Raw genomic sequence first — 22,919 nt, forward strand, 5'->3', positions numbered from 1 at the left:
TTGTCACTGACGCAACACGCGACACGCACATCCCATAGTGATCAACTATCACGCATCGTACTGAGCCGTGATGGCTGATCCAATAGGACAATCCCTCAGCTATCCGACACGCGCCGGCGTTTATCAGCCGGAACGGAACAACGACCTCCGTCAGCAGCCGGGGTGAGTCCGGTCGTGGGCGTGGTTACGACGCCTCCGGCTTCGCGGCGAGGGACTGCAGATAGCGCATCAGCGTCAGCAGCACGTCGCGGCTGGAGGCGCGCCCGCGTGCGTCACAGGAGACGACCGGGACCTCCGCCGGCAGATCGAGGGCGCCGCGCACCTCCTCGAGGGAGTAATCGGGCGCATCGGGGAAGGAGTTGACGGCGACCACGAAGGGCACACCGCGTTCCTCGAGCCGCCCGATGACATCGAAGCTGACCTCGAGCCTTCGGGTGTCGACCAGCACCACCGCGCCCAGCGCGCCCTCGAACAGGCCGCGCCACAGGAACCAGAAGCGCTCCTGGCCCGGGGTGCCGAAGAGATACAGCACCAGCTCCTCGTTGATGCTGATGCGGCCGAAGTCCATGGCGACGGTCGTCGAGGTCTTGCGCTCCACGCCCTGGACGTCGTCGACCCCGACCCCGGCCTGGGTCATGGTCTCCTCGGTCGTCAGTGGCCTGATCTCGCTCACCGAGCCGACCAGGGTCGTCTTGCCGACGCCGAAGCCGCCCACGATGACCACCTTGACGGCCGCGGCGGCCGTCTCGGGCAGTACGTCCTCGCTCCGCGGCCCGACGGCCTGCTCAGAGCTTTTGAAGTCCATCGATCACTGCCTCAATCAAAGCTCGGTCGGGGAGTTGGGCGGCCTGGACAGGCGCGCGGGCAAGCACCTGGTTGTCGGCCAGTAGATCGCTGAGCAGTACGGTGACGACACTCACCGGAAGGCTCAGATACGCGGAGAGCTCGGCCACCGAGAGCGGCGCCTGGCAGAGCCGGATGATCGCGGCGTGCTCGGGCTGAATACCGGGCCGGGGGCCCGACCTGGCGACGATCAGCGTGACCAGGTCGAGAGTGGTGGGTGCGGAGGAGCCGCTGCGGCCGCCGGTGATGACGTAAAGCCGCTCGGGACTGCTCTCTTCCCAGTTCCCGCCCGGGTTGCTCACGCGGTCTGTCCCTCGTGCCGCGGCGGCGTGCTCAGGTGCTCTCCGATCCGCAGCACCAGATCGCGCATCCGGTGGCCCATCAGCCCGGCGTCGACGCCCTCGTCGGCCAGCACGGCGAGATAGGCACCCGCGCCCGCCGCCATCAGATAGAAGAAGCCGCCGTTCATCTCGATGACGACGAGACGCATCTGCCCGTCGCTGTGCGGGAGTTCGCTCGCGACGGCGCCGGCCAGACTCTGCAGTCCGGCGCACGCGGCCGCCAGCCGGTCGGCGGTGTCGGTGTCCGCGCCGTACTGGGCCATGCGCAGCCCGTCCGCGGACAGCACGACCACGTTCCTGGTCTGCGGGACACCCTCGGCCAGGTCCTTGAGCATCCAGTCCATGTTGGTCTGGTTGGACTGCTGCTGAATCATGGCTGCGTGTTCCCCTTGCTCGTCTGGGTGGGCTCACCGGACAGCCCGCTCTGGAAGGCGGAAAGCCACATGCCCGGCTGAACCGGGGGTGAGTGCTCCGGCTCGGGCGCGGCGGCGGAATCGGCGGCGGCCGGTGCGGTGACACGGGCCTTGCGGCGCCGCTGCGGGAGACCTGTCATGGTCCGCTCGGTCACGATCGGGACCTCGTCGTCTCCCGGCATGGGGCCGGTGACCGGCCTGGGCAGCGGCTCCTCGGTGAGCCGGTCGGCCGGGCGGGGACCGGAGGCGGTGCCGATGCCGTGCGCGAGGCCGGTCGCCGAAGCGGCCGTGGTGATCAGTTCCTGCGGTACGACGAGGACGGCACGCACACCGCCGTACGCCGAGGAACGCAGCGAGACCTGGAAGCCGTACACCTGCGCCAGCCGGCCGACCACGGCGAGGCCGAGGCGGGGCGTCTCGCCCAGGTCGTTGACGTCGATGCCCTGCTGGGCCTGGCGGAGCATGCGCTCGGCCCGCTTGCGGGCCTCCTCGCTCATGCTCACGCCGCCGTCCTCGATCTCGATGGCGATGCCCGACTGCACATCCACGGCGGTCAGATGGACCCTGGTCTGTGGCGGCGAGTAGCGGGTGGCGTTGTCGAGCAGCTCGGCGAGCGCGTGGATCAGCGGCTCGACGGCGGTGCCGACGACGGCGACCTCGGAAACCGAATGCAGCTCCACCCGCTGGTAGTCGATGATCCGCGACATCGCGCCACGCATCACGCTGTAGAGCGGTACGGCCTTGCTCCACTGGCGGCCGGGCCGCGCGCCGCCGAGTACGGCGATGGAGTCGGCGAGTCGGCCGATCAGCGCGGTGCCGTGGTCGATGCGGAGCAGATCACCGAAGACGTCCGGAGCCTTGCCGTGCCGGTCCTCCATCTCACGGAGTTCCTGGGCCTGTTGGTGCACGATGGCCTGAACTCGACGGGCGATGTTCACGAAGGCGCGCTGCGCGGACTCGCGCAGGTCCTCCTCGGCGACGACGGCTTCGAGCACCGAGCGCAGCACCGCCTGGTGCTCGGCCGGTGCGTCGAGCGAGTCCAGTACGTCCTCGGGGAACTCGCCCTTGCGCAGCTGTTCCACCACCTGGGGCAGCAGCTCGCCGGCGAGGCGTGCGGTCTCGGCCTGCTGCCGCGACAGCGCCGCCTCCCGCTCCACGAGCCTGCCGTGGAGCTCTGCGATCACCCTGCCGCGTCGTGCGGCCTCGGCGCAGGCGACGGCGACCGCGGCGACCGCCGCGACACCGATCCAGAGCACGGGGGTGCGGGCCGACGCGGAGACCAGGGACGCGGCTGAGGCCACGGCCGCAACGGTCACGGCAACGGGCAGCAGCCACCCGTAGTTGGCCGGGGGCCGCGGATTTCCGGTCGACGTTCCCTGTCGAACCATCAGCATCCTCAGAATCGAACGAGAAAGATCATATGACGACGGGCACGGAGCATATCCGGCTCAGTGAACGGAGATTGACGAGGGGTCACAAAATTGGCGGGAAGTTCGTGCCCGCGAAACGCAAGGGCGCCCCGGGCCGTACGGCCCGGGGCGCCCCTTCTCTGCGGACAGGGCTACGGTTGCGCAGCCGCGGCGTCCGCCGCCTGCGCCTTCAGCGCCCGTTCGACGCCCGCGCGCGACTCCGAAATCAGCCGCCGCAGCGCTGCGTTCGGCTCCGCCGAGTCCAGCCAGGCATCCGTGGCGTCCAGCGTGGCCTGCGAGACCTGGAGCGAGGGGTAGAGCCCCACCGCGATCTGCTGGGCGATCTCATGGCTGCGGGACTCCCACACGCCCTTGACCGCGGCGAAGTACCTCTCCGCGTACGGGGCGAGCAGCTCGCGCTGATCGGTCTGGACGAAGCCCGCGATGACCGACTCCTGTACGGCGTTCGGCAGCTTGTCGGACTCGACGACCGAGGCCCAGGCCTCCGCCTTCGCCTCCGCCGTGGGCCGGGCCGCTCGTGCCGTGGTCGCGTGGCGCTCGCCCGCCGCCGTCTTGTCGCGCTCGTACTCCGCCGCGATGTCGTCCTCGTCGAGCATTCCGACCGCCGCGAGACGCTCCACGAACTCCCACCGCAGCTCGGTGTCCACGACCAGGCCCTCGATGGACTCCGTGTCGTCCAGCAGCGCCTGGAGCAGGTCGAGCTGCTGCGGCGTCCGCGCGGTCGCGGCGAAGGCACGGGCCCAGGCCAGCTGGTGGTCGCTGCCCGGCTCGGCCGCGCGCAGATGCGCCAGCGTCGCCTCGGTCCACTGCGTCAGACCCGTCTCGCGCCACTGCGGTGCCGAGTACAGGTCGATCGCCAGCTTCACCTGGCGGTGCAGCGACTGCACGACGCCGATGTCCGACTCCTTGCCGATGCCGGAGAGGACCAGGGACAGATAGTCCCGCGCCGCCAGCTCGCCGTCGCGCGTCATGTCCCAGGCGGAGGCCCAGCACAGCGCGCGCGGCAGCGACTCGGTGAAGTCGCCGAGGTGTTCGGTGACGACCCGCAGGGACTCCTCGTCGAGCCGGACCTTCGCGTAGGTGAGGTCGTCCTCGTTGAGCAGGATCACCGCGGGACGGCGGGTGTTCTGCGGGAACGGCACATCCGTGCGCTCGCCGTCCACGTCCAGCTCGATCCGGCTCGTACGGACGAGCTTGCCGTTCTCGTCGAGGTCGTAGCAGCCGATCGCGATCCGGTGCGGGCGCAGGGTCGGCTCGCCCTTCGCGCCGGTGGGGAGGGGCGGCGCCTCCTGGCGTACGGCGAAGGACGTGACGTACCCCTCCTCGGAGATCTCGATCTCCGGGCGCAGGATGTTGATGCCCGCCGTCTGCAGCCACTTCTGCGACCAGGTCTGCAGATCACGGCCGGAGGTCTCCTCCAGCGCGCCCAGCAGGTCGGACAGCCGGGTGTTGCCGTACGCGTGCGCCTTGAAGTACGCCTGCACGCCCTGGAAGAACTCGTCCATGCCGACGTACGCGACGAGCTGCTTCAGCACCGACGCGCCCTTGGCGTACGTGATGCCGTCGAAGTTCACGAGAACGTCATCGAGGTCGCGGATTTCGGCCATGATCGGGTGCGTCGACGGCAGCTGGTCCTGCCGGTACGCCCAGGTCTTCATGGAGTTCGCGAACGTGGTCCAGGCGTGGGGCCACTTCGAGCCCGGCGCGTACGCCTGGCAGGCGATCGAGGTGTACGTGGCGAACGACTCGTTCAGCCACAGGTCGTTCCACCACTCCATGGTGACCAGGTCGCCGAACCACATGTGGGCCAGCTCGTGCAGGATGGTCTCCGCGCGCACCTCGTACGCCGCGTCCGTCACCTTCGAGCGGAAGACGTACTGGTCACGGATGGTCACCGCGCCCGCGTTCTCCATCGCGCCCGCGTTGAACTCCGGCACGAAGAGCTGGTCGTACTTCGCGAAGGGGTAGGCGTAGTCGAACTTCTCCTGGAACCACTCGAAGCCCTGCCGCGTGACCTCGAAGATCGCGTCGGAGTCCAGGAACTCGGCGAGCGAGGGCCGGCAGTAGATGCCGAGCGGGACGGACTGGCCGTCCTTCTCGTAGCTGCTGTGGACCGAGTGGTACGGACCGACGATCAGCGCCGTGATGTACGTGGAGATACGGGGCGTCGGCTCGAAGTGCCAGACGCTGTCCTTGGGCTCCGGGGTCGGGGAGTTCGAGATGACCGTCCAGCCCTCAGGGGCCTTCACGGTGAACTGGAACGTCGCCTTCAGGTCCGGCTGCTCGAAGGAGGCGAAGACGCGGCGCGCGTCCGGCACCTCGAACTGCGTGTAGAGATACGCCTGCTGGTCCACCGGGTCGACGAAGCGGTGGAGTCCCTCGCCGGTGTTGGTGTACGAGCAGTCCGCGACCACCGTCAGCTCGTTCGGGCCCGCGTGCAGATGCGGCAGCGCGATCCGCGAGTCCCGGAAGACGGCGGCGACGTCCAGCTCCTTGCCGTTCAGCACGACCTGGTGGACGGCCGGGGCGACGAGGTCGATGAAGGTCTCCGCACCGTCCTCGGCCGACTCGAAGCGCACGGTGGTCACGGACCGGTAGGTGCCTTCCCCTCCCTCCGCCGGGGCGTCCCCGCTCCCCTGCGCGGCGTTGCTCAGGTCGAGGTCGATCTCGTACGAGTCGACGGTCAGCAGGCGGGCCCGCTGCTGTGCCTCTTCGCGGGTCAGATTCGTGCCAGGCACGCTGTCATCTCCTCGGTTCGTGACGTTTGGGGCCATCCTTCCATGGGCTGTGGGTCGGCCGCCTGCACTAATCGGGCCGGGCGACGGCACCGGGTTCAGCGGGGGGTTGCCGGGGTCCACCCGTGCCGCCACCGTCGCCGCGCCGGGCGGAAAGCGCATGCGGCAAGGGGGAGCGCGCATGACTCCCCACCGGCGGCCGCACATCCGGACCGGCCGGTGCGAGCCGAACTCCATGTCCATTTCCCGCCGGAAGCAGGACCCCGTCGGCGTCACGCTGAACCCATGACCGGAACACTCTGGACCGCGCGTCCCATCGAACCCGCCACCCTCGAGCAGCTCCGCGACACGGACGACGCGGGCCGCGCCTGCGCCCCGTACACCGATACCGAGGGCGGCGCCCCGCTGCGCTGCTGTCTGCGCCTGAGCGGGACCGGCGAGCGCATCGCCCTGGTCTCGTACGCCCCGCTGCGCCGCTGGGCCACCGAGACCTGGGCGAAGCCCGGCGCGTACGACGAACAGGGCCCCGTCTTCATCCACGCCGAGGAGTGCGGAGGGCCGGCCGGGCAGGAGGGCTACCCCTTCGCCCGCCCCGGGGCGCTGCGCACACTGCGCCGCTACGACGCGGAGGGCCATATCGCGGGAGGCCGCCTCCTGGAGATCCCGGAGGCGGCCACCGAGGCATTCGACGCGGCGTTCGCGGAGGCCTTCGCCGACCCCGGCGTGGCCCTGGTCCACGTCAGGGCCGTGGAGTACGGCTGCTTCCAGTTCGAGGTACGGAGGGCGTAGGAAGCGGTGGCGCTCCGCCCGGGCCACCCGCTCCTGAGCAGCCGGAGGGGCCGGAGGTCAGCCCTTCAGCTCCTGCGCGACCAGCTCCGCGATCTGGACCGCGTTCAGCGCCGCGCCCTTGCGGAGGTTGTCGTTGGAGAGGAAGAGCGCGAGGCCGTTCTCCACCGTCTCGTCCTTGCGGATCCGGCCGACGTACGAGGCGTCCTTGCCGGCCGCCTGCAGCGGGGTCGGGATCTCGGAGAGCTCGACGCCGGGGGCGTCCTTCAGCAGCTCCTGCGCGCGCTCCACGCTGATCGGGCGCTCGAAGCGGGCGTTGACCTGCAGGGAGTGGCCGGAGAAGACCGGGACGCGCACACAGGTGCCGGAGACCTTGAGCTCAGGGATCTCCAGAATCTTGCGGGACTCGTTGCGGAGCTTCTGCTCCTCGTCGGTCTCGAAGGAGCCGTCGTCGACGAGATTGCCCGCCAGCGGCAGGACGTTGAAGGCGATGGGGCGCTTGTAGACGCCGGGCTCGGGGAAGTCGACCGCGCCGCCGTCGAAGGTCAGCTGGTCGGCGGCTTCGGTGACCTGGCGGGCCTGCGCGTGCAGCTCGGCGACACCGGCCAGGCCCGAGCCGGACACGGCCTGGTAGGTGGTGGCGACCATCGCGCTGAGTCCGGCCTCTTCGTGCAGCGGGCGCAGCACCGGCATCGCGGCCATGGTCGTGCAGTTCGGGTTGGCGATGATGCCCTTGGGGCGGTTCTTGATCGCGTGCGCGTTGACCTCGGAGACGACCAGCGGGACCTCGGGGTCACGGCGCCAGGCGGAGGAGTTGTCGATCACGACGGCGCCCTGAGCGGCGACCTTCTCGGCGAGCGCCTTGGAGGTCGCGCCGCCGGCCGAGAAGAGCACGATGTCCAGACCGGAGTAGTCGGCGGCGGTCGCGTCCTCGACGGTGATCTCCTGGCCCTCCCACTCGAGGGTGGATCCGGCAGACCGGGCGGAGGCGAACAGACGAAGCTCGTCGATCGGGAACTTTCGCTCGGCGAGGATCTTGCGCATGACTCCGCCGACCTGACCGGTGGCTCCGACGATTCCGACCCTCACGGTGACTCCTTCTTTCTGTGCGTACGACGCGGGCAGCCTGCCCATCATGCGTATGACCTGGGTCCGCTTGTCCAATCCATTGTCCGGGCTTCGGGACGTGTGAGTCAGGACATGCCGACGGGGCGGGTGCTCCGAAGAGCGCCCGCCCCGCCGTCGTACGGCTCACTCCGTCACGTCACACCGCTACGGAGTGACCTTCTCGATCACGACGCTGCCGGCGCCCGCGGCTGTGCCGCGACCGTTCAGCAGCTGCACCTCGCCGAAGAACTGCCGTCCCTCGGGAGCCGGGCCGCCCACCAGAACCTCGGCGCTGACCTGCGCCGACGCCCCATTGGCGAGCTTGACGGGCTTGGTCGAGTCGACCTTGACCGAGCCGAGTGAGGCCGCGAAGAACACATCGCGGTAGTTGTACTCGGTGGTCCCGGCCGGGACGGAGTAACCGTCGACCACGACGGTGTACGTGCCCGCGGCCGGCTTGAGCAGGCTCACAGCCTCCTCGGAGTCGCCGTCCGCGGACTGGCCCACCCGGACGCCGTTCAGGAAGACCGACAGGTCCAGGTCGGCCGCGGTGTCGGAGACGCCGCCGATGGCGACGTCGAGACGCTCGACGCCCTCACCGATGGTGACCGTCGACTCCTGCGACTCACCGTTCTTGATCGACGGACGCGAGACCTTGGCCGAGCCCAGCGAGCCGCCCGCGAGCTTGCCGTCGATGGCGGCGAAGCCGTTGGTGACCTTCCACTCGACGGGGGTCGGCGTGCCGACCTTCGCCTCGGGGAGGGTCTTGACGGCCGGGTCGAAGGAGGCACCCAGCAGGGTCACGTCCAGCTTGTACGGGTTGTCGAGCAGCGGAGAGGTGCGCCGCGACTCGATCTCGATCTCCCAGACGCCCGGGGTCGGCTCGGCGTACGAGCGCAAGTCCGGACGGCAGGTGTTCGCCGGATTGTTGTAATTGGGGTAGCAGAAAATCGTGGAGCTGTCCTCGACCGGCACACCGTAGGGGTGGATGCCGATGAAGCGGGTCTGGCTGTCCTTGGCCAGGCCGCCGAGGGCGACCTCCAGGTTCTTCGCGCCCTCCGGCACGGTGATGAAGTACGACTTGCTGCTGTTGCGCTGTACCGAGGCGGTGTCGGAGAAGCTGTACACGGGCTTCGCCAGCGGCTTGGAGACGACCACGGTGGCGAGGATCTGCTTGTCGACGCCCTCGGTGCGCTCGTCGTCCAATTCGAGGATCGCGCTGTGCACGCCTGCCGTGCGGGGCTTGGCCTCGACCTTGACGGTGACCGGCTGGTTCAGCGGCAGCGTGACCGCGCCCGATCCGGGCAGGTCGAAGGTGCCGTCGTTGTACTTCCAGTCCAGCTCGTGCCGCACGGGACGGTCCGGTCCGGTCGTACGCGTGATGGTGACGTCGTACGACTTCTTCTGGCCGGCCTTCAGACCGCCCTCGCGGTCGTAGAGGCCGGTGCCGAAGCCCGGGGTCTTCAGCGCGAAGTCGATCGCGGTGTCGACCGGAGCCTTGACGCCGTACTCGTGGGCGGTGGCGCCGTCCTCGATGGCGTCCCAGGCATCCACGATGTTGATCAGGCCGGAGCCCTGCTCATGCGCCTGCACTCCGGGGATACGGTGCGCGGTGCTGGTCAGCGCCGTGCGCAGCTTCGCCGGGGTCAGCTCGATGTGCCGCTGCTTGGCGGCCGAGAGCAGCAGCGCGCTCGCGCCCGCGGCCTGCGGCGAGGACATCGAGGTGCCCTGCAGCATGGAGTAGCCGGCCGGGAGCTGGTAGCCCGCCTCCTTGACCGGGCTGCCGGGCAGCCAGGTCTGGGTGGTGTTGATGGAGGCACCGGGCGCGGTGATGATGGGCGCGAAGCCGCCGTCCTCGCGCGGGCCGCGCGAGGAGAAGGGGAGCATGGCGTACTTCTTGGTCACCCCGGAGCCGTAGTTGGCGGCCCAGGTTGCCTTGGAGATGCCGGCGCCGACGGAGATGACCTTGTCGGCCAGGCCCGGGTCGCCGATGGTGTTGGTGCCCGGACCCTCGTTGCCTGCCGAGATCACCAGTTGGACGCCGTAGGTGTCGATGAGCCGGGTGTAGAGCTCGGCGCGGGCGTTGTTGCCGTCGTTCAGCGCGGGCAGACCGCCGATGGACATGTTGACGATGTCCACGCCGCGGTTGATGACCAGATCGGCCATGCCCTCGGTGAGCGCGATGTTGGTGCAGCCGCCGCTCCAGGTGCAGGCGCGCGAGGAGACCAGCTTGGCGCCGGGCGCCTCACCGTTCATCTTGCCGCCGAAGAGGCTGTTGGCGGCGGTGATGCCGGCGACGTGGGTGCCGTGCTCGCTCTCGATGACGCCGATGTTGACGTAGTCGGCCTTGGCGCCCGCGGCGTTGTATACGACGTCCTTGCGGACCTCGATGACGAACGGGATCCGCTCGACGACCTCGGTGGCCGGGTTGTCCTTGCCGAAGTAGCCGATCTGGAAGCCGTTCTTGTACGGCTTCATCACGGTGTCGTTCGAGAAGTTCCCGTCGTTGTCGAGGTCGACGGTGGCGGTCCGGGTGCCCGGGTCGTACAGCACGCCCCAGACGTCCGTGGTGTCGCCGTCCCGGTTGAGGTCACCGGCCATGTCGCCGCCCTTGGTGGCGGACTCGGCGAAGAGGTTGAACTTGTACGCGCCCGCCGGGGCGGAGTACGTACGGCCGTTGACGGCGAACGTCGGTCCGCTGACGTCGAGCGACATCCGGCGCCAGGTGCCGTCGCCGTCCGCCACCGGGTCGGTCGCGGTGACCCAGTCGACGATCTTGCGCTCACCGGTGGTGGTCTTCTGCAGCGCGGGGTGGCCGAGGTCGACGCCGGAGTCCAGGATGCCGATCGTCACGCCGCGGCCGTCGGCCTTGGGGTGCTCCTTGACGAAGTCCACCGCGCCGGTCTCGAAGGACGGGTTGTACGGGTTCTTCGCCGGGGTGTTCTTTCCGGGCGCCGGGTACGTCGTGGCCCGCGTACCCGCGGTGCCCGCGGCTTTGGTGGTGTCTCCCGCGGGGGTCGGGTCGTCCAGCTTGACCTCGTGCTTGAGGTCGATGCCGTGGACGCTGGAGAGCTTGGCCGCCGCCTTCAGCGCGGCCTCCGCCTTGGCGGTGGGAAGGGTGGCCCTTACATAACCGAGCTGGTCGAACGTCCTGCCCACGACGGCGCCCTGGACGGCGTCCAGCTGCCCGGCGACCTGCTCGGTCGCGCCGGGTGCGGTGGCGACCATCACGGTGACGCTCTTCTCGCCCTTGGCCTCGGCCTGGGCGAGCAGATCGGCGTCGGCCGAACCGAGCTTGTCGGAGGAGGACTTGGCCTTGACACCGGAGGTGCCGGCCGGATCGTCGGCGGGCGAGGCCGAGAAGGCCGGCGCAGCGCCCGCGGCGATCAGTGCGGTCACGAGCGACGCGGCGGCCGCTATACGGGCCACGCGTCTGTGACCTGGTACGGAGCGCCCTGGAATGGAGCTCTGGGATTCGGGGGTCATCAGCATCCCTGTTTGTGAAAGGTAAGGGTCCGGAATTCGGTGCCGGATGACCGCTCAGCCTTTCGTAAGTGACAGGGGTTTGTGGAGAGTTGGCCGAGACGTGAACCCATCATGGCGTAGATCCGCCACTGCGGCAGATACGCCATGCGGGACAATTGGGTACTTTTCGGGACAAGCCGCGGTCGCCTTTCCCCGTCCTCGTGGGTGCGGGCGTAGTGCCGCGATGCCGTCGCGCGGTCGCCGCACACCGCCATGGAGCACCAGCGGCGCGTGCCGTTCCCTGACCTGTCGAAGAAGTGCAGGGCGCACGCCTCACGCGCGCAGGCGCGGATCCGGTCCGGCGCGGGTGCGCAGCGGACCGGGGGTGTCGACGAGGGCGGCGAGCGCGTCCCGGGCGTCCGCGTCCGCTTCAGGGTGGCCGAGTCCGCGGTGAACCGCTTCGCGAGGCCGTCGGCCGGGTCGGCAGCCCGTGGGCCCCGGTCGGCGGGTCCTGGCGCGCGCCGTGCTGCGCCCACCTGGTGTTGAGCAGGACGAGGGCCTGTCCGAAGTCCGCCCGTTCGAAGTCCGCCGGCGTTCGTACCTCTACCCTCACCGCATGAACAGGCAGTTGCGCAACAGGGAGTTGAGGGTCGCGGCTTACGCCGTGTGCGTACGGGAGGATCAGATCCTGCTCGCCCGCTGGGTGGCCCGTGACGGCGTCAAGAAGTGGACGCTGCCGGGCGGCGGCATGGACCACGGGGAGGACCCGCTCGATACGGTCGTCCGCGAGGTCGAGGAGGAGACGGGATACGCGTCCGAAATGACCGCGCTGCTCGGCCTCGACACCATCCGTCGCCAGTACCCGCGCAAGCTCGGCGCGTTCGCCGACTTCCAGGGGCTGCGCATCGTGTACGAGGGCCGGATCGCCGGCGGCGAGCTGCGCCATGAGACGGACGGGTCGACGGACCTCGCCGCCTGGCACTCGCTGGACGCGGTGACAGATCTGGAGCGGGTCGAACTCGTCGACATAGGACTGGAGTTGTGGCGGTCCCGGCCCCCCGTGGGCCGGATCGCCAGGAACGGCTGATAGCCGCTCAACCCTTCCGCCACAGGCAACGCCGCACGCGCCGCCCGAGTCCCTACGGCCGACCGCAGCCGCAGATCAGCGGCCGCGGAGCAGTGGAAGACAATCGACAGGGGACTGGTATGTCGTTATGTACGGTACGTACGTTCCGGGCGGCGTTGACGGGAGTGGTGGCGGTGGCAGCCTTGGCCACCGCCGCCCTGGTGAGCCCGGCCGCCGCGGACAGCGGCACGGGTGAGACCCACCGCGGCACCCAGCGGGCGATCGAGGCCGCCGTCCGCGACGGAGTGCCCGGAGTCGTCGCCCAGGCGCACGACCGCGACGGCACCTGGAGCGGCACGGCCGGCGTGGCGAATCTGCGGACCGGACGCGAGCGCCTGCCGCAGGACCGCTTCCGCGTCGGGTCCATCACCAAGACCTTCGTCGCCACGGTGGTGCTCCAGCTGGAGGCCGAGGGCAGACTGAGCCTGGACGACACCGTGGAGCAGTGGCTCCCCGGCGTGGTGCGCGGCCACGGCCACGACGGACGCCGGATCACCCTGAGGCAACTCCTGAACCACACCAGCGGGATCTACAACTACACCGGCGACCCGGGCTTCCTGGCGAAGGTCTTCGGCGACGGCTTTTTCCAGCACCGCTACGACACGTGGACGCCGCGGCAGCTGGTGGGGCTCGCGATGGGGCACAGCCCCGAGTTCGCCCCCGGCACGGCCTGGAAGTACTCCAACACCAACTTCGTCCTCGCCGGAATGGTCGTCGAACGGGTGACAGGGCATCCCTACGGATCCGAGATCGAGCGCCGGATCCTGCGCCCGCTCCATCTGCGCGCGACCTCCCTGCCCGGGACCGAGGCACGGATGCCGCGCCCCAGCGGCCGGGCCTACTCGAAGCTGTCCGAGGACCCGAAGGCGAAGATCCATGACGTGACCGAACTGAACCCGTCGGCCGCCGGGGCGGCCGGCGAGATGGTCTCCGACTCCGCCGATCTGCAACGCTTCTACCGGGCGCTGCTGAAGGGCGATGTGCTGCCGCGGCGGCAACTGCGGGAGATGACCACCACCGTCCCGACGGACCCGGAGGAGCCGTACAACCGCTACGGTCTCGGCCTGATGCGGCACACGACGAGCTGTGGCACCGAGGTCTGGGGTCACGGCGGTGGAATTCACGGTTCCGCGTCCGAGGCGCTCACCACGCGGGACGGGAGCCACTCGCTGGCGCTGAACTTCAACGGCGACTGGGCGGGGGACAGCGAGGCAGTCGTCGAGGCGGAGTTCTGCGGCTGACGCGGCTTGCGGCTCAGCGCGGGAGCACGACGACGTAGGCGGCCGGGTCGCGCTCCGCCGCTGCCCTCAGCGCCGTACGGACCACGGTCGCCTGCTGCTCCGGTGACTCCCGCAGCTTCTTCGGCGTGATGTGTACGACGGTGATGCCGAGCCGCTCGAGGTGCTCGCGCTTGCGGGCGTACTCCGACCACAGCGCCTCGTCGTGGCGGGGCGCGCGGGTGTCGAGTTCCACGGCGACGGCCGGCCCGGGCCAGTAGGCGTCCACACCGCCGAGATGCGGGCCGCCGGGCAGCCGCAGATCCACGTTCCAGACGGGTTCGGGCAGTCCGGCGCTCCGCACCAGCTGGTACAGCCGGGACTCGGCGAGTGCCCGCCCCTCGGCGAGCAGCGAGCCGACGGCGTCCACCACATGGGGCCGGTTCAGCAGCCGCGCGCGGTTCAACTCCGCGACGACGGCGGCTGGTTCGCAGTGTCCGCCGCGTACCGCCTCGGTGAGCAGCCGCCGTACGGCATTCGCGTCGGAAAGCTGCGCGACGGCGTCCGCGAGGGCGCGCGGCACGGGCGCGACGGGCAGGCCGCTGATCACTTCCGCTCTCGGCAGGGCGTGTGCCCTCACCAGCCGGGCGCATCCGATCGACCGCAGCCGCCGGGTGCGGGGCACGAGGACGTCGATCCGGTCGAGGGAGAGCAGCGGAGGGGCGGAGGGGAACCGACGCAGGGCGAGCGCGGCGAGCCCGGTGATCATGGCCTCGCCGTACCGGAGCGCGTCGGTCTTCCGCACCCCGGACTGTGCGGGCAGCGCCGGCCGCCCGGCGTACAGCAGCGTGGCGTGCAGCCGTTCCTCGCTGGTCGGCGGCCCGGGGTGCAGGAGGAACACACCGGGCAGCATCAGCTGCCAGGGCCCACCGGGGCGGCACTGCGCGGTGGCCCTGGCGGCCGAGACGCCATGGGCGTGCAGTTGCGCGACCGACAGCACGCGCAACTGCACGGTGGAGAGGTGACTCAGGGGGAGGGGGGAGAGTGGGGTGTTGTTCATGTCCGGGGGATGCCCGCGGTCGGACGGCCCGCTAACCGCTGTTACAAGCCCGTCGACAATTCAGGACAACCCCGTCCTAAAGTACGGACGTTCGACTGCCGAAAAGAGCCACTTCGCGCCGTGCGCGGCCCCGGCGGTCGCCTGCCCCCGGGGGAAGGGGCGGGGGGAGGGAAGAAGACCTCGGGCACCCGCCCCCGCACCCCCTCAGGCGCCCGCCCCCGCGCCTCCGTCGCATGCCTGTCCCCGCAGCGCCCTCGCCAGGTCGTCCCGTGCCTCCAGCACCAGACGCCGCAGCGCCGGCGGCGCACCCGCGTGGCCGTCCAGCCACGCGTCGGTCGCCGACAGCGTCCCCTCGTCGTCCTGCAGGCTCGGGAACAGGCCCTTCACCACGTCCATGCCGATCTGGATGGACCGGTCCGCCCACACCCGCTCGATCGCCTCGAAGTACTTCGACGCGTACGGAGCCAGCAACTCCCGCTGCCCCGCCTGCACAAAGCCCGAAATCGTCGCCTCCACCAGCGCGTTGGAGAGCGCGTCGGACTCGACGACCTGAGCCCACGCCTGGTCCTTCACCGCCGCCGAGGGCCGTGCCGCCAGGCACCGCATCTGGTGGCGCTTGCCCGAGGCCGTGTCGTCGCGGGCCAGTTCGTCCGCGATGGCCGACGCGTCCGCCACCCCGTGCGAGGCCAGCGGCTCCAGGAACGCCCAGCGCAGCTCCTGGTCCACCTCCAGGCCGTCGATCTTCGCCGTACCTTCCAACAGGCCCTGCAGCAGTTGCAGATCGGCCGCCGATGTCGCCGTCGTCGCGAGGAACCGCGCCCATGTCAGCTGGTGCTGGCTGCCCGGCTCGGCCAGCCGCAGCTCGCGCACCGCCCCTTCCGCCAGCAGCCGCCCACCTTGCTCGCGCCATTCGGGCGCGGCGTAGTGCTGGAGCGCCGAGCGCGCCCACGCGTGCACCATCTGCAGTACGCCGATGTCCGATTCGCGGCCGGCGAACCGCAGCACCAGATCGATGAAGTCCCGCGCCGGCATCAGCGCGTCCCGGGTCAGATTCCACAGCGCCGACCAGCACAGCGCCCGCGCCAGCGGGTCCGTGATGTCGCCCAGATGTGCCCGCAGTGTCGCCAGCGAGCCCTCGTCGAAGCGGATCTTGCAGTACGTCAGGTCCTCGTCGTTGACCAGGATCAGATCGGGCCGTTCAGCGCCCGCCAGGCCGTCCACGACCGTCCGCACACCGGTGACGTCCACCTCGGCGCGGGCGTACCGCACCAGCGCACCCACCTCGTTGCGGTACAGACCGACCGCCACCCGGTGCGGCCGCAGCTCGTCGCCGTCCTGGAGCACGGCGAGCTGGGTGATCCGGTCGCCGGTGTCGTAAGTGGCCACGGGCGTCAGCGAGTTGACGCCCGCCGTCTCCAGCCAGGACCGGGACCAGGACGTCAAGTCCCGCCCGGACGTCTCTTCCAGAACGGACAGCAGATCACCCAGGCGTGTGTTGCCGTACGCATGCCGCTTGAAGTAGCGCCTGGCGCCCTCCAGGAAGGCATCGCGCCCCACGTAGGCGACCAGCTGCTTCAGTACGGACGCGCCCTTCGCGTACGTGATCCCGTCGAAGTTGAGCTTCGCGGCCTCCAGGTCATGGATGTCGGCCGTGATCGGATGGGTGGACGGCAGTTGGTCGGCCCGGTACGCCCACGACTTGCGGTTGTTGGCGAAGGTCACCCAGCCGTTGCTGAACCGGGTCGCCTCCACCAGCGAGAACGAGCCCATGAAGTCCGCGAACGACTCCTTCAGCCACAGGTCGTCCCACCACTGCATGGTGACCAGATCGCCGAACCACATGTGCGCCATCTCGTGCAGGATGACGTTGGCCCGGCGCTCGTACGACGCCTGTGTCACCTTCCCGCGGAAGACGAACTCCTCGCGGAAGGTCACACACCCGGGGTTCTCCATCGCGCCGATGTTGTACTCGGGCACGAACGCCTGGTCGTACTTCCCGAAGGGGTACGGGTAGTCGAAGTGGTCGTGGAAGAAGTCCAGGCCCTGCTTCGTCACCAGGAAGATGTCGTCGGCGTCGAAGTGCCGGGCGAGACCCTTGCGGCACATCGCGCCGAGCGGGATCTCCAGCGTCGTGTTGTCGTCGAGGGTCCGGGTGTAGAGGTCGGTCTCGTAGTGGTACGGACCGGCGACGACCGCCGTGATGTACGTCGAGATGGGCTTCGTCTCCGCGAACCGCCACACCCCGTCCTCATCGAGCGCGCCCGTTCCGTTGCTCCAGACCGTCCAGCCGTCGGGCGCGGTCACCTCCAGGCGGAACGGCGCCTTCAGGTCGGGCTGTTCGAATGTGGCGAAGACACGGCGCGCGTCGGCCGGCTCGTACTGGGTGTAGAGGTAGACCTCACCGTCCTCCGGGTCGACGAAGCGGTGCAGCCCCTCGCCCGTACGGCTGTAGGCACACTGCGCGTCCACGATCAGCACGTTCTCCGCGGCGAGGCCGTCCAGCGCGATCCGCGAGCCGTCGAAGACGGCGGCCGGGTCCAGCTTCTCGCCGTTCAGCGTCACGGCCGTCACGGCGGGCGCCAGCAGATCGGCGAAGGTCGGGGCGCCCGGCTGTGCGCAGCGGAAGCGGATCGTCGTCACCGACCGGAAGGTGCGCGGCCCGGAGCCGTCCGCGGCCTCCCCGACCGCCGAACGCACGTCGAGCGCGACCTCGTACCCGTCGACGGACAGCAGCTCGGCCCGCTGACGGGCCTCGTCGCGGGACAGATTCTCACCGGGCACGGGCACTCCTTCGTGTCTCGTTCGAACAGCACCGATCCTCCCATGTGCACCTGGCACGCGGTATCCGGGAATCCCCGGGCGAGCGGTGGCGTTGCCCGTTCGAGGCGCACGCGACGTGCTAACGAGGAGAGACATGTCAGAGAACGGCAAGCCCGGCAAGATCACGGCCGACTTCTGGTTCGACCCCCTGTGCCCCTGGGCCTGGATGACGTCCCGCTGGATGCTCGAGGTGGAGAAGGTCCGCGATGTCGAGGTCCGCTGGCATGTGATGAGTCTCGCCGTCCTCAACGAGCCCAAGCTCGACGAGCTCCCGGAGAAGTACCGCGAGGGAATGAAGCAGGCGTGGGGCCCGGTCCGCGTTGTCATCGCCGCGCAGCAGAAGTACGGCGACGAGGTCCTCGGCAGGCTCTACACCGCGCTCGGCACCCGCTTCCACAACCGCGGCGAGGGCGCCACCCGTGAGGCGATAGCGGCCGCGCTGGAGGAGGCCGGCCTGCCGGCGGAGCTGATCGAGTACGCCGACTCCGACGCATACGACACCGAGTTGCGCGCCTCGCACAAGGAAGGCATCGACAAGGTGGGCCAGGAGGTCGGCACGCCGGTCATCGCGGTGCCCGGCACCGACGGCGAGCAGATCGCCTTCTTCGGCCCGGTCGTCACGCCCGCCCCGAAGGGCGAGGAGGCGGCGAAGCTGTGGGACGGCACGCTGATGGTCGCGTCCATCCCGGGCTTCTACGAGATCAAGCGCACGCGCACGCAAGGCCCCGTCTTCGACTGACCCGGCGAGTACCCCGCGCCGCTCATGGAAGGACCCCCGCGAGTCAGGTTTCTCGCGAGGGTCCTTCGTCATTCCGCCTGCAGGTGAAGGTTGAGAAGACGATCACGAGCAGGACGACCATGCGGTGCTGCGGCGCCGGTGCTACGGAGCGAGCAGGAGGTTGTACGCGCGCTGCTTGGCGGAGGCGTAACGCTTGGCCACGTCCTGCCAGTTGACGACCTTCCACATCGCCTCGATGAAGTCCACCTTCTGGTTCTTGTACTGAAGGTAGAAGGCGTGCTCCCAGGCGTCGAAGACCAGGATCGGGACCGAGCCCTGGCCGACATTGCCCTGGTGGTCGTAGATCTGCTCGACGATCAGACGGCCGCTGACCGGCTCGTACGCGAGGACGCCCCAGCCCGAGCCCTGGGTGGTCGCGGAGGCCTTGGTCAGCTGGGACTTGAAGCCGGCGAAGGAGCCGAAGGACTCGGCGATCGCGTCCGCGAGCTCGCCGACGCCGTCCTTCTCCAGTGGCTCACCGCCGCCGTCGCCGGTCATGTTGTGCCAGTAGATCGAGTGCAGGATGTGGCCGGAGAGATGGAACGCGAGGTTCTTCTCCAGGCCGTTGATCGCGCCCCAGGTCTCCTTGTCACGCGCCTCGGCGAGCTGGTCGAGGGTGTCGTTGGCGCCCTTGACGTAGGCGGCGTGGTGCTTGTCGTGGTGGAGCTCGATGATCTGCGGGTTGATGACAGGTTCGAGCGCCGCGTAGTCATAAGGAAGTTCAGGAAGCGTGTACATGGCCATGGCCGGTCCCTCCGACTGCTTATTGCACATCTTATGCAGATGCACGCTAGCAGCAGGAGGGTCGGGGGGTGATCAGGCTCGAAGGCGCCCGGCGGCCGTGCCGTGACCCCGCCGCTGAACTCTCCGGCGATGTACTGGCGTTCGAACTCGTCCAGGTCGCGGTGGGCAGTCATCCGGGCTGACACCGATCCGCTCGCGCGCCTCGTTCGCGGGGAGGCGGAGGCGCGGCGAGCGGAGCGGGGAGGCGAGATTGTCATATGCCGCGCGGTGTGGATAGAGGGCGCGCAAGGCGAAAAACGAGGCGACGCCAGCGGTGTGCGCGCGTGTCGTCCCGCATTCCCCCCACACGTCCGTGGAACGCGAAGGACCCCCGGGCCGTGGCGGCCCGGGGGTCCCATACGTATCGCGCGCCTCCGGCGGAATCCCAAGCCGGTCCTGGCGGAATCCCAAGCCGGTCCGGGCGGAATCTCAACCCGTCCGGGCGGAAACTCAAGCCCGTCCGGCGATTGAGGACGACCCGCGGCCCGGGGCGCCGTATCCGATCGCCGGTCCTGGCGGAACCCCGGCCGGTTCTGGCGGAATCCCAAGCCCGTCCGGCGATTGAGGACGGCCCGGCCACCGGACGGCCCGGCCCCTACTCACTCCTCGCGCGTCGCCCCGCCCCGCCGCGCCGTCACCTGGCGCACGTACCCCACAACAGCCAGCGCCAGCGTCAGCCCGCCCGTGTAGTACAGCTGCGTACGCGTGTCCGCCTCGCGTGCCATCAGGACGAAGATCGTCGCCATACCCGCCAGCGCGACCCACGTCAGCGTCGGGTACAGCCACATCCGCACCACCAGCTTCTCCGGCGCCTCGCGCTCGATCCGGCGACGGAGCACCAGTTGGGAGACGGCGATGAAGGTCCACACGACCAGGATGATCGCGCCGATCATGTTGAGCAGCCACATGAAGACATCGTTGGGCCGCCAGTAGCTGAGCAGCACACACGCGAAGCCGACGACCGAGGAGACCAGTACGGCGATGCGCGGCACGCCGCCGAAGACCTTGCCGAGCGCCCTCGGCCCCTGGCCGCGGGCCACCAGCGAGCAGGCCATGCGGGAGGCGCCGTAGACATTGGCGTTCATCGCCGAGAGCAGCGCGACCAGCACGACCACGTTCATGATCTGGCCGGCGCCAGGGATGCCCAGGTGGTCGAGGGTCGCGACGTACGGGCCCTTCTCGACGACCTTCGGGTCGCCCCAGGGGACCAGCGTGACGATGACCGCCATCGAGCCGATGTAGAAGACCGCGATGCGCCACATCGCCGTACGCACGGCCTTGGCGACGCCCTGGACCGGGTGTTCGGACTCGGCCGCGGCGATCGTGACCGTCTCCAGGCCGCCGTACGCGAAGACCGAGGCGAGCAGACCCACGACGAGACCCTCGGAGCCGTTCGGCATGAAGCCGCCGTCGCCCGTGAGGTTGGCGGTGCCCGGCGCGTCGGTGCCCGGCAGGATGCCGAGGATCGCCAGCACACCGATGACGAGGAAGAGCGCGATCGCGCCGACCTTGAGCGCCGCGAACCAGAACTCGAACTCGCCGAAGTTCTTCACCGCCGCCAGGTTCGTACCGCAGAACACGAGCATGAAGAGGGCGACCCACGCCCATTCCGGCGTGCCCGGCAGCCAGCCGGTCATGATCTTCGCGGCGCCGATGCCCTCGAGGCCGACGGCCACACAGAGCAGGAACCAGAACGCCCAGCCCGCGGTGAAGCCCGCCCAGGGCCCGATCGCCCGCTCGGCGTGCACGGAGAAGGAGCCGGAGGCCGGGTTCGCCGCCGACATCTCGCCGAGCATGCGCATCACGAGCATGACGAGCAGGCCGGAGATCGCATAGGCGATGACGATGGACGGGCCGGCCGCGGCGATGCCCGCGCCGGAGCCGACGAAGAGTCCGGCGCCGATCACACCGCCGAGGGCGATCATCGACAGATGGCGTTGCTTGAGTCCGTGCGAGAGCGAAGCGTCGGCCTGCTGGTCGACGGGCGCGGGCGCGGAGGTCCGAGACATGGGCGTGCCCTGTTCAGTTGCTGAGACGGGGGAGCGGACCAGTCTGGGCACGGGACCCGCTTACGAGGAACGTATGTCCGCTATACGGGCACGATGCTCACACAAGGTGAACACTTGCGTACCGCGCCCAACGTCACGAACGCCCCTCGCGCCCCGCCACTACCAGGAGCGCTGCGGCAGCCGGATTGGCGGGATCCCACAGTCTCCCGGAGTCCGCCCCTCCGCGCAAAACGGACCCACTCGGCCCCGACCTCAGTGACGAGCGTCACGCCAACTCGCGTGTGATCGACGCCTTTTGTTTGATCCTCACCAAACCGCTCCATCGTCCTTTGTCGGCGGCTGATGGTGATCGAGCGAATCACCGCGGGATAGCGTCACCGTGTCCCTACCTGCCTCACCTCCGCGGAGTCCCGATGAGTACTGCTTCCGTCACCTCCCGTCCCGGAGCGGTCCTCGCCGACCTGCTGCCCGCCTCCCGTACCCGGGACATCGCGCTCGTCATCGGCGGCGCCGCGCTCACCGGCATAGCGGCCCAGCTCACCGTCCCGGTCCCGGGCTCACCGGTTCCGGTCTCCGGCCAGACCTTCGCCGCGCTCCTCGTCGGCACGGCGCTCGGCGCCCGCCGCGGCTTCCTTTCCCTCGCGCTCTACGCGCTGGTCGGCATGGCGGGCATGCCGTGGTTCGCGGAGGGCGCTTCCGGCTACGCGATGCCGTCCTTCGGCTACATCCTCGGCATGCTGCTCGCCGCCACGGTCGTCGGCGCCCTCGCGCGCCGCGGCGCCGACCGTTCCGTGCTGCGCACCGCGGGCGCGATGGTGGTCGGCTCCGTGATCATCTACGCGGTCGGGGTCCCGTACCTGGCCCTCGCCACCGGGATGACGATGGGTCAGGCAGTGGCCGCGGGTCTGGTGCCGTTCCTCATCGGAGACGCTCTGAAGGCCGCCCTGGCGATGGGCGCGCTGCCCACGGCATGGAAGCTCGTCGGCCGCCGGGGCTGATGCCGTAGTGCTGCCGGAAGAGGTTCGCCCGGTCGTACGGCGGGGTCGTACGGCGGGATCGTACGGCGACACACGAAGCGGAGGGCCCGCAGCCACCGACGGCTGCGGGCCCTCTTGCATGCTGCGTCCCTGGGTTCAGGGCCGCCCGGCCTTGCGCGTCGTCCACCAGATACCCGTACCGCCGACCGCGAGGAGCGCGAGGGCGGCCAGACCGAGCGGCAGTGTGCTGTCGGCCGGACCGGTGCGCGGCAGATCGCCGGCGGCCGGTGGATTCTCGGGCCCGAAGGGCACATTGGTCGTGCCCAGCAGCAGGGGAGTGTCCGGTGCGTTCGGCGTGGGCTGGGAGGTGCCGAAGGGGACGGGGCCCTGCTGCCAGATCAGCTTCTCACCGGTGCCCATGGTGACGGGCAGACAGATCTTGCCGGTCTTCTGCAGATCGAAGGTGGCGGCCACCTGGTACGAACGGCCCTTGCCGGCCGCGAGGTTGTCGATGGCGCAGGCGTAACCGCTGTTGGAGCCTTGCGGAAGCCGGCCGGCCGGAATCGGGACACACCCTTCGACCGCGGTGATCCGCATACCGTCGAAGCCTACGACGGAGAGGGTGACGGGACCGCTGTCCTTGGTCCCGCCGTTGGCGACCTTCGCTGTGACGGTTGTCTTCTCGGACTTGTTGTCGACCGTGATCTTTCCCGGAAGCTCGGTCGTGATCTTCACATCGGCGGGTGCGGCGGGCCCGGGCGTGCCCCCCTTGCTGCTCCCGGGCACCGGATCGTCTGCGTAGGCGCTGAACGGCAGAATCAGTACGCCGGCGGCAATAGCCGCGACTATTGAGCCCGAGATTGATCCCGGTACTGGACCTGAGTGCTTTCCGTGCATTTCCCAGCCCCCTTGGTGCGCGTCGTGCAGTGCGTACCAGAAGGGTTCCACAAGATTGCGGGCAACTATGCTCTCATGGTGGAAAGTTCATGCTTCTGACCTGGTCGCAGTAGGTGCGGAAGGTGCTGAGGG

At 69.5% G+C, this 22,919-nt stretch carries 18 protein-coding genes; 5 read left to right on the forward strand and 13 right to left on the reverse strand.

The window, feature by feature from the left end:
* Positions 1–184 precede the first annotated feature (184 nt).
* The 5 genes from ACWDZ6_RS00705 to pepN (ACWDZ6_RS00725) all read right to left on the reverse strand — a co-directional run bounded on the left by ACWDZ6_RS00705 (position 185) and on the right by pepN (ACWDZ6_RS00725) (position 5,765).
* A complete protein-coding gene (locus tag ACWDZ6_RS00705) occupies positions 185–805 on the reverse strand; it encodes a GTP-binding protein (RefSeq protein ID WP_366730640.1) in 621 nt (206 codons plus the stop codon).
* Entirely contained in the window at positions 786–1,145 is a 360-nt protein-coding gene (locus ACWDZ6_RS00710) for a DUF742 domain-containing protein (protein ID WP_326649947.1), read from the reverse strand. The genes ACWDZ6_RS00705 and ACWDZ6_RS00710 overlap by 20 nt, the downstream gene beginning before the upstream one ends.
* The gene (locus tag ACWDZ6_RS00715; protein ID WP_326649945.1) at positions 1,142–1,558 is read right to left on the reverse strand and encodes a roadblock/LC7 domain-containing protein; all 417 of its coding nucleotides are present in this window, start codon (positions 1,556–1,558) and stop codon (positions 1,142–1,144) included. Before ACWDZ6_RS00715 ends, ACWDZ6_RS00710 begins: the two co-directional genes overlap by 4 nt.
* A complete protein-coding gene (locus ACWDZ6_RS00720; protein ID WP_451501114.1) occupies positions 1,555–2,985 on the reverse strand; it encodes a sensor histidine kinase in 1,431 nt (476 codons plus the stop codon). The genes ACWDZ6_RS00715 and ACWDZ6_RS00720 overlap by 4 nt, the downstream gene beginning before the upstream one ends.
* A 173-nt stretch (positions 2,986–3,158) precedes the next feature.
* Complete coding sequence (pepN, locus tag ACWDZ6_RS00725) at positions 3,159–5,765, reverse strand: aminopeptidase N (RefSeq protein ID WP_451501115.1); 2,607 nt, start codon at positions 5,763–5,765, stop codon at positions 3,159–3,161.
* 282 nt (positions 5,766–6,047) lie between these two features.
* Between pepN (ACWDZ6_RS00725) and ACWDZ6_RS00730 the strand changes: the two genes are divergently transcribed.
* A complete protein-coding gene (locus tag ACWDZ6_RS00730; RefSeq protein WP_351445449.1) occupies positions 6,048–6,551 on the forward strand; it encodes a DUF1203 domain-containing protein in 504 nt (167 codons plus the stop codon).
* 57 nt (positions 6,552–6,608) lie between these two features.
* Here the strand turns inward: ACWDZ6_RS00730 and ACWDZ6_RS00735 are convergent, their stop codons facing one another.
* The 3 genes from ACWDZ6_RS00735 to ACWDZ6_RS00745 form a co-directional block, all read right to left on the reverse strand.
* Positions 6,609–7,637 (reverse strand): aspartate-semialdehyde dehydrogenase, encoded by a 1,029-nt coding sequence (locus tag ACWDZ6_RS00735; RefSeq protein WP_451501116.1) that lies wholly within the window; start codon positions 7,635–7,637, stop codon positions 6,609–6,611.
* A gap of 183 nt (positions 7,638–7,820) precedes the next feature.
* Entirely contained in the window at positions 7,821–11,147 is a 3,327-nt protein-coding gene (locus tag ACWDZ6_RS00740; RefSeq protein ID WP_451501117.1) for a S8 family serine peptidase, read from the reverse strand.
* Entirely contained in the window at positions 11,141–11,656 is a 516-nt protein-coding gene (locus tag ACWDZ6_RS00745) for a CGNR zinc finger domain-containing protein (protein WP_451501118.1), read from the reverse strand. Before ACWDZ6_RS00745 ends, ACWDZ6_RS00740 begins: the two co-directional genes overlap by 7 nt.
* A gap of 80 nt (positions 11,657–11,736) precedes the next feature.
* Here ACWDZ6_RS00745 and ACWDZ6_RS00750 point away from each other — a divergent pair, with 80 nt between their 5' ends.
* Positions 11,737–12,207 carry an NUDIX hydrolase gene (locus ACWDZ6_RS00750; RefSeq protein WP_451501119.1) on the forward strand — a complete coding sequence of 157 codons (471 nt, stop codon included), beginning with the start codon at positions 11,737–11,739 and terminating at the stop codon, positions 12,205–12,207.
* Between the two features lie 119 nt (positions 12,208–12,326).
* A complete protein-coding gene (locus ACWDZ6_RS00755; RefSeq protein WP_451501120.1) occupies positions 12,327–13,487 on the forward strand; it encodes a serine hydrolase domain-containing protein in 1,161 nt (386 codons plus the stop codon).
* A 13-nt stretch (positions 13,488–13,500) separates the two neighbouring features.
* On the opposite strand, the gene ACWDZ6_RS00760 is transcribed toward ACWDZ6_RS00755, so the two are convergent.
* Together ACWDZ6_RS00760 and pepN (ACWDZ6_RS00765) are read right to left on the reverse strand one after the other, a co-directional pair.
* Positions 13,501–14,523 carry a hypothetical protein gene (locus ACWDZ6_RS00760; protein WP_451501121.1) on the reverse strand — a complete coding sequence of 341 codons (1,023 nt, stop codon included), beginning with the start codon at positions 14,521–14,523 and terminating at the stop codon, positions 13,501–13,503.
* 204 nt (positions 14,524–14,727) lie between these two features.
* Positions 14,728–17,304: an aminopeptidase N gene (gene pepN, locus ACWDZ6_RS00765; protein WP_451501122.1), complete on the reverse strand. Its 2,577-nt coding sequence runs from the start codon at positions 17,302–17,304 to the stop codon at positions 14,728–14,730.
* Positions 17,305–17,437: 133 nt separating this feature from the next.
* Here pepN (ACWDZ6_RS00765) and ACWDZ6_RS00770 point away from each other — a divergent pair, with 133 nt between their 5' ends.
* Positions 17,438–18,082, forward strand: a complete 645-nt coding sequence (locus ACWDZ6_RS00770) for a mycothiol-dependent nitroreductase Rv2466c family protein (protein ID WP_451501123.1) — start codon at positions 17,438–17,440, stop codon at positions 18,080–18,082.
* Between the two features lie 141 nt (positions 18,083–18,223).
* Here the strand turns inward: ACWDZ6_RS00770 and ACWDZ6_RS00775 are convergent, their stop codons facing one another.
* A complete protein-coding gene (locus ACWDZ6_RS00775) occupies positions 18,224–18,865 on the reverse strand; it encodes a superoxide dismutase (protein ID WP_451501124.1) in 642 nt (213 codons plus the stop codon).
* Between the two features lie 638 nt (positions 18,866–19,503).
* Positions 19,504–20,913 (reverse strand): amino acid permease, encoded by a 1,410-nt coding sequence (locus ACWDZ6_RS00780; RefSeq protein ID WP_451501125.1) that lies wholly within the window; start codon positions 20,911–20,913, stop codon positions 19,504–19,506.
* A 413-nt stretch (positions 20,914–21,326) separates the two neighbouring features.
* On the opposite strand from ACWDZ6_RS00780, the gene ACWDZ6_RS00785 reads away from it, so the two are divergent.
* Complete coding sequence (locus tag ACWDZ6_RS00785; RefSeq protein ID WP_451501126.1) at positions 21,327–21,911, forward strand: biotin transporter BioY; 585 nt, start codon at positions 21,327–21,329, stop codon at positions 21,909–21,911.
* 135 nt (positions 21,912–22,046) lie between these two features.
* Here the strand turns inward: ACWDZ6_RS00785 and ACWDZ6_RS00790 are convergent, their stop codons facing one another.
* Positions 22,047–22,676, reverse strand: coding sequence for a hypothetical protein (locus ACWDZ6_RS00790; RefSeq protein WP_451501127.1), 630 nt, complete (start codon positions 22,674–22,676; stop codon positions 22,047–22,049).
* Positions 22,677–22,919: the final 243 nt, after the last annotated feature.

Source organism: Streptomyces sp. NPDC002926, assembly GCF_053591755.1.

Bases quoted from the DNA above. Each gene is read 5' to 3' on its own strand.
- ACWDZ6_RS00730 (WP_351445449.1), top strand. From the start codon at position 6,048: ATGACCGGAACACTCTGGACCGCGCGTCCCATCGAACCCGCCACCCTC.
- ACWDZ6_RS00780 (WP_451501125.1), bottom strand. From the start codon at position 20,913: ATGTCTCGGACCTCCGCGCCCGCGCCCGTCGACCAGCAGGCCGACGCT.
- ACWDZ6_RS00740 (WP_451501117.1), bottom strand. From the start codon at position 11,147: ATGCTGATGACCCCCGAATCCCAGAGCTCCATTCCAGGGCGCTCCGTA.
- ACWDZ6_RS00755 (WP_451501120.1), top strand. From the start codon at position 12,327: ATGTCGTTATGTACGGTACGTACGTTCCGGGCGGCGTTGACGGGAGTG.
- ACWDZ6_RS00760 (WP_451501121.1), bottom strand. From the start codon at position 14,523: ATGAACAACACCCCACTCTCCCCCCTCCCCCTGAGTCACCTCTCCACC.
- ACWDZ6_RS00775 (WP_451501124.1), bottom strand. From the start codon at position 18,865: ATGGCCATGTACACGCTTCCTGAACTTCCTTATGACTACGCGGCGCTC.
- ACWDZ6_RS00715 (WP_326649945.1), bottom strand. From the start codon at position 1,558: ATGATTCAGCAGCAGTCCAACCAGACCAACATGGACTGGATGCTCAAG.
- ACWDZ6_RS00705 (WP_366730640.1), bottom strand. From the start codon at position 805: ATGGACTTCAAAAGCTCTGAGCAGGCCGTCGGGCCGCGGAGCGAGGAC.
- ACWDZ6_RS00785 (WP_451501126.1), top strand. From the start codon at position 21,327: ATGAGTACTGCTTCCGTCACCTCCCGTCCCGGAGCGGTCCTCGCCGAC.
- ACWDZ6_RS00750 (WP_451501119.1), top strand. From the start codon at position 11,737: ATGAACAGGCAGTTGCGCAACAGGGAGTTGAGGGTCGCGGCTTACGCC.
- ACWDZ6_RS00770 (WP_451501123.1), top strand. From the start codon at position 17,438: ATGTCAGAGAACGGCAAGCCCGGCAAGATCACGGCCGACTTCTGGTTC.
- ACWDZ6_RS00720 (WP_451501114.1), bottom strand. From the start codon at position 2,985: ATGGTTCGACAGGGAACGTCGACCGGAAATCCGCGGCCCCCGGCCAAC.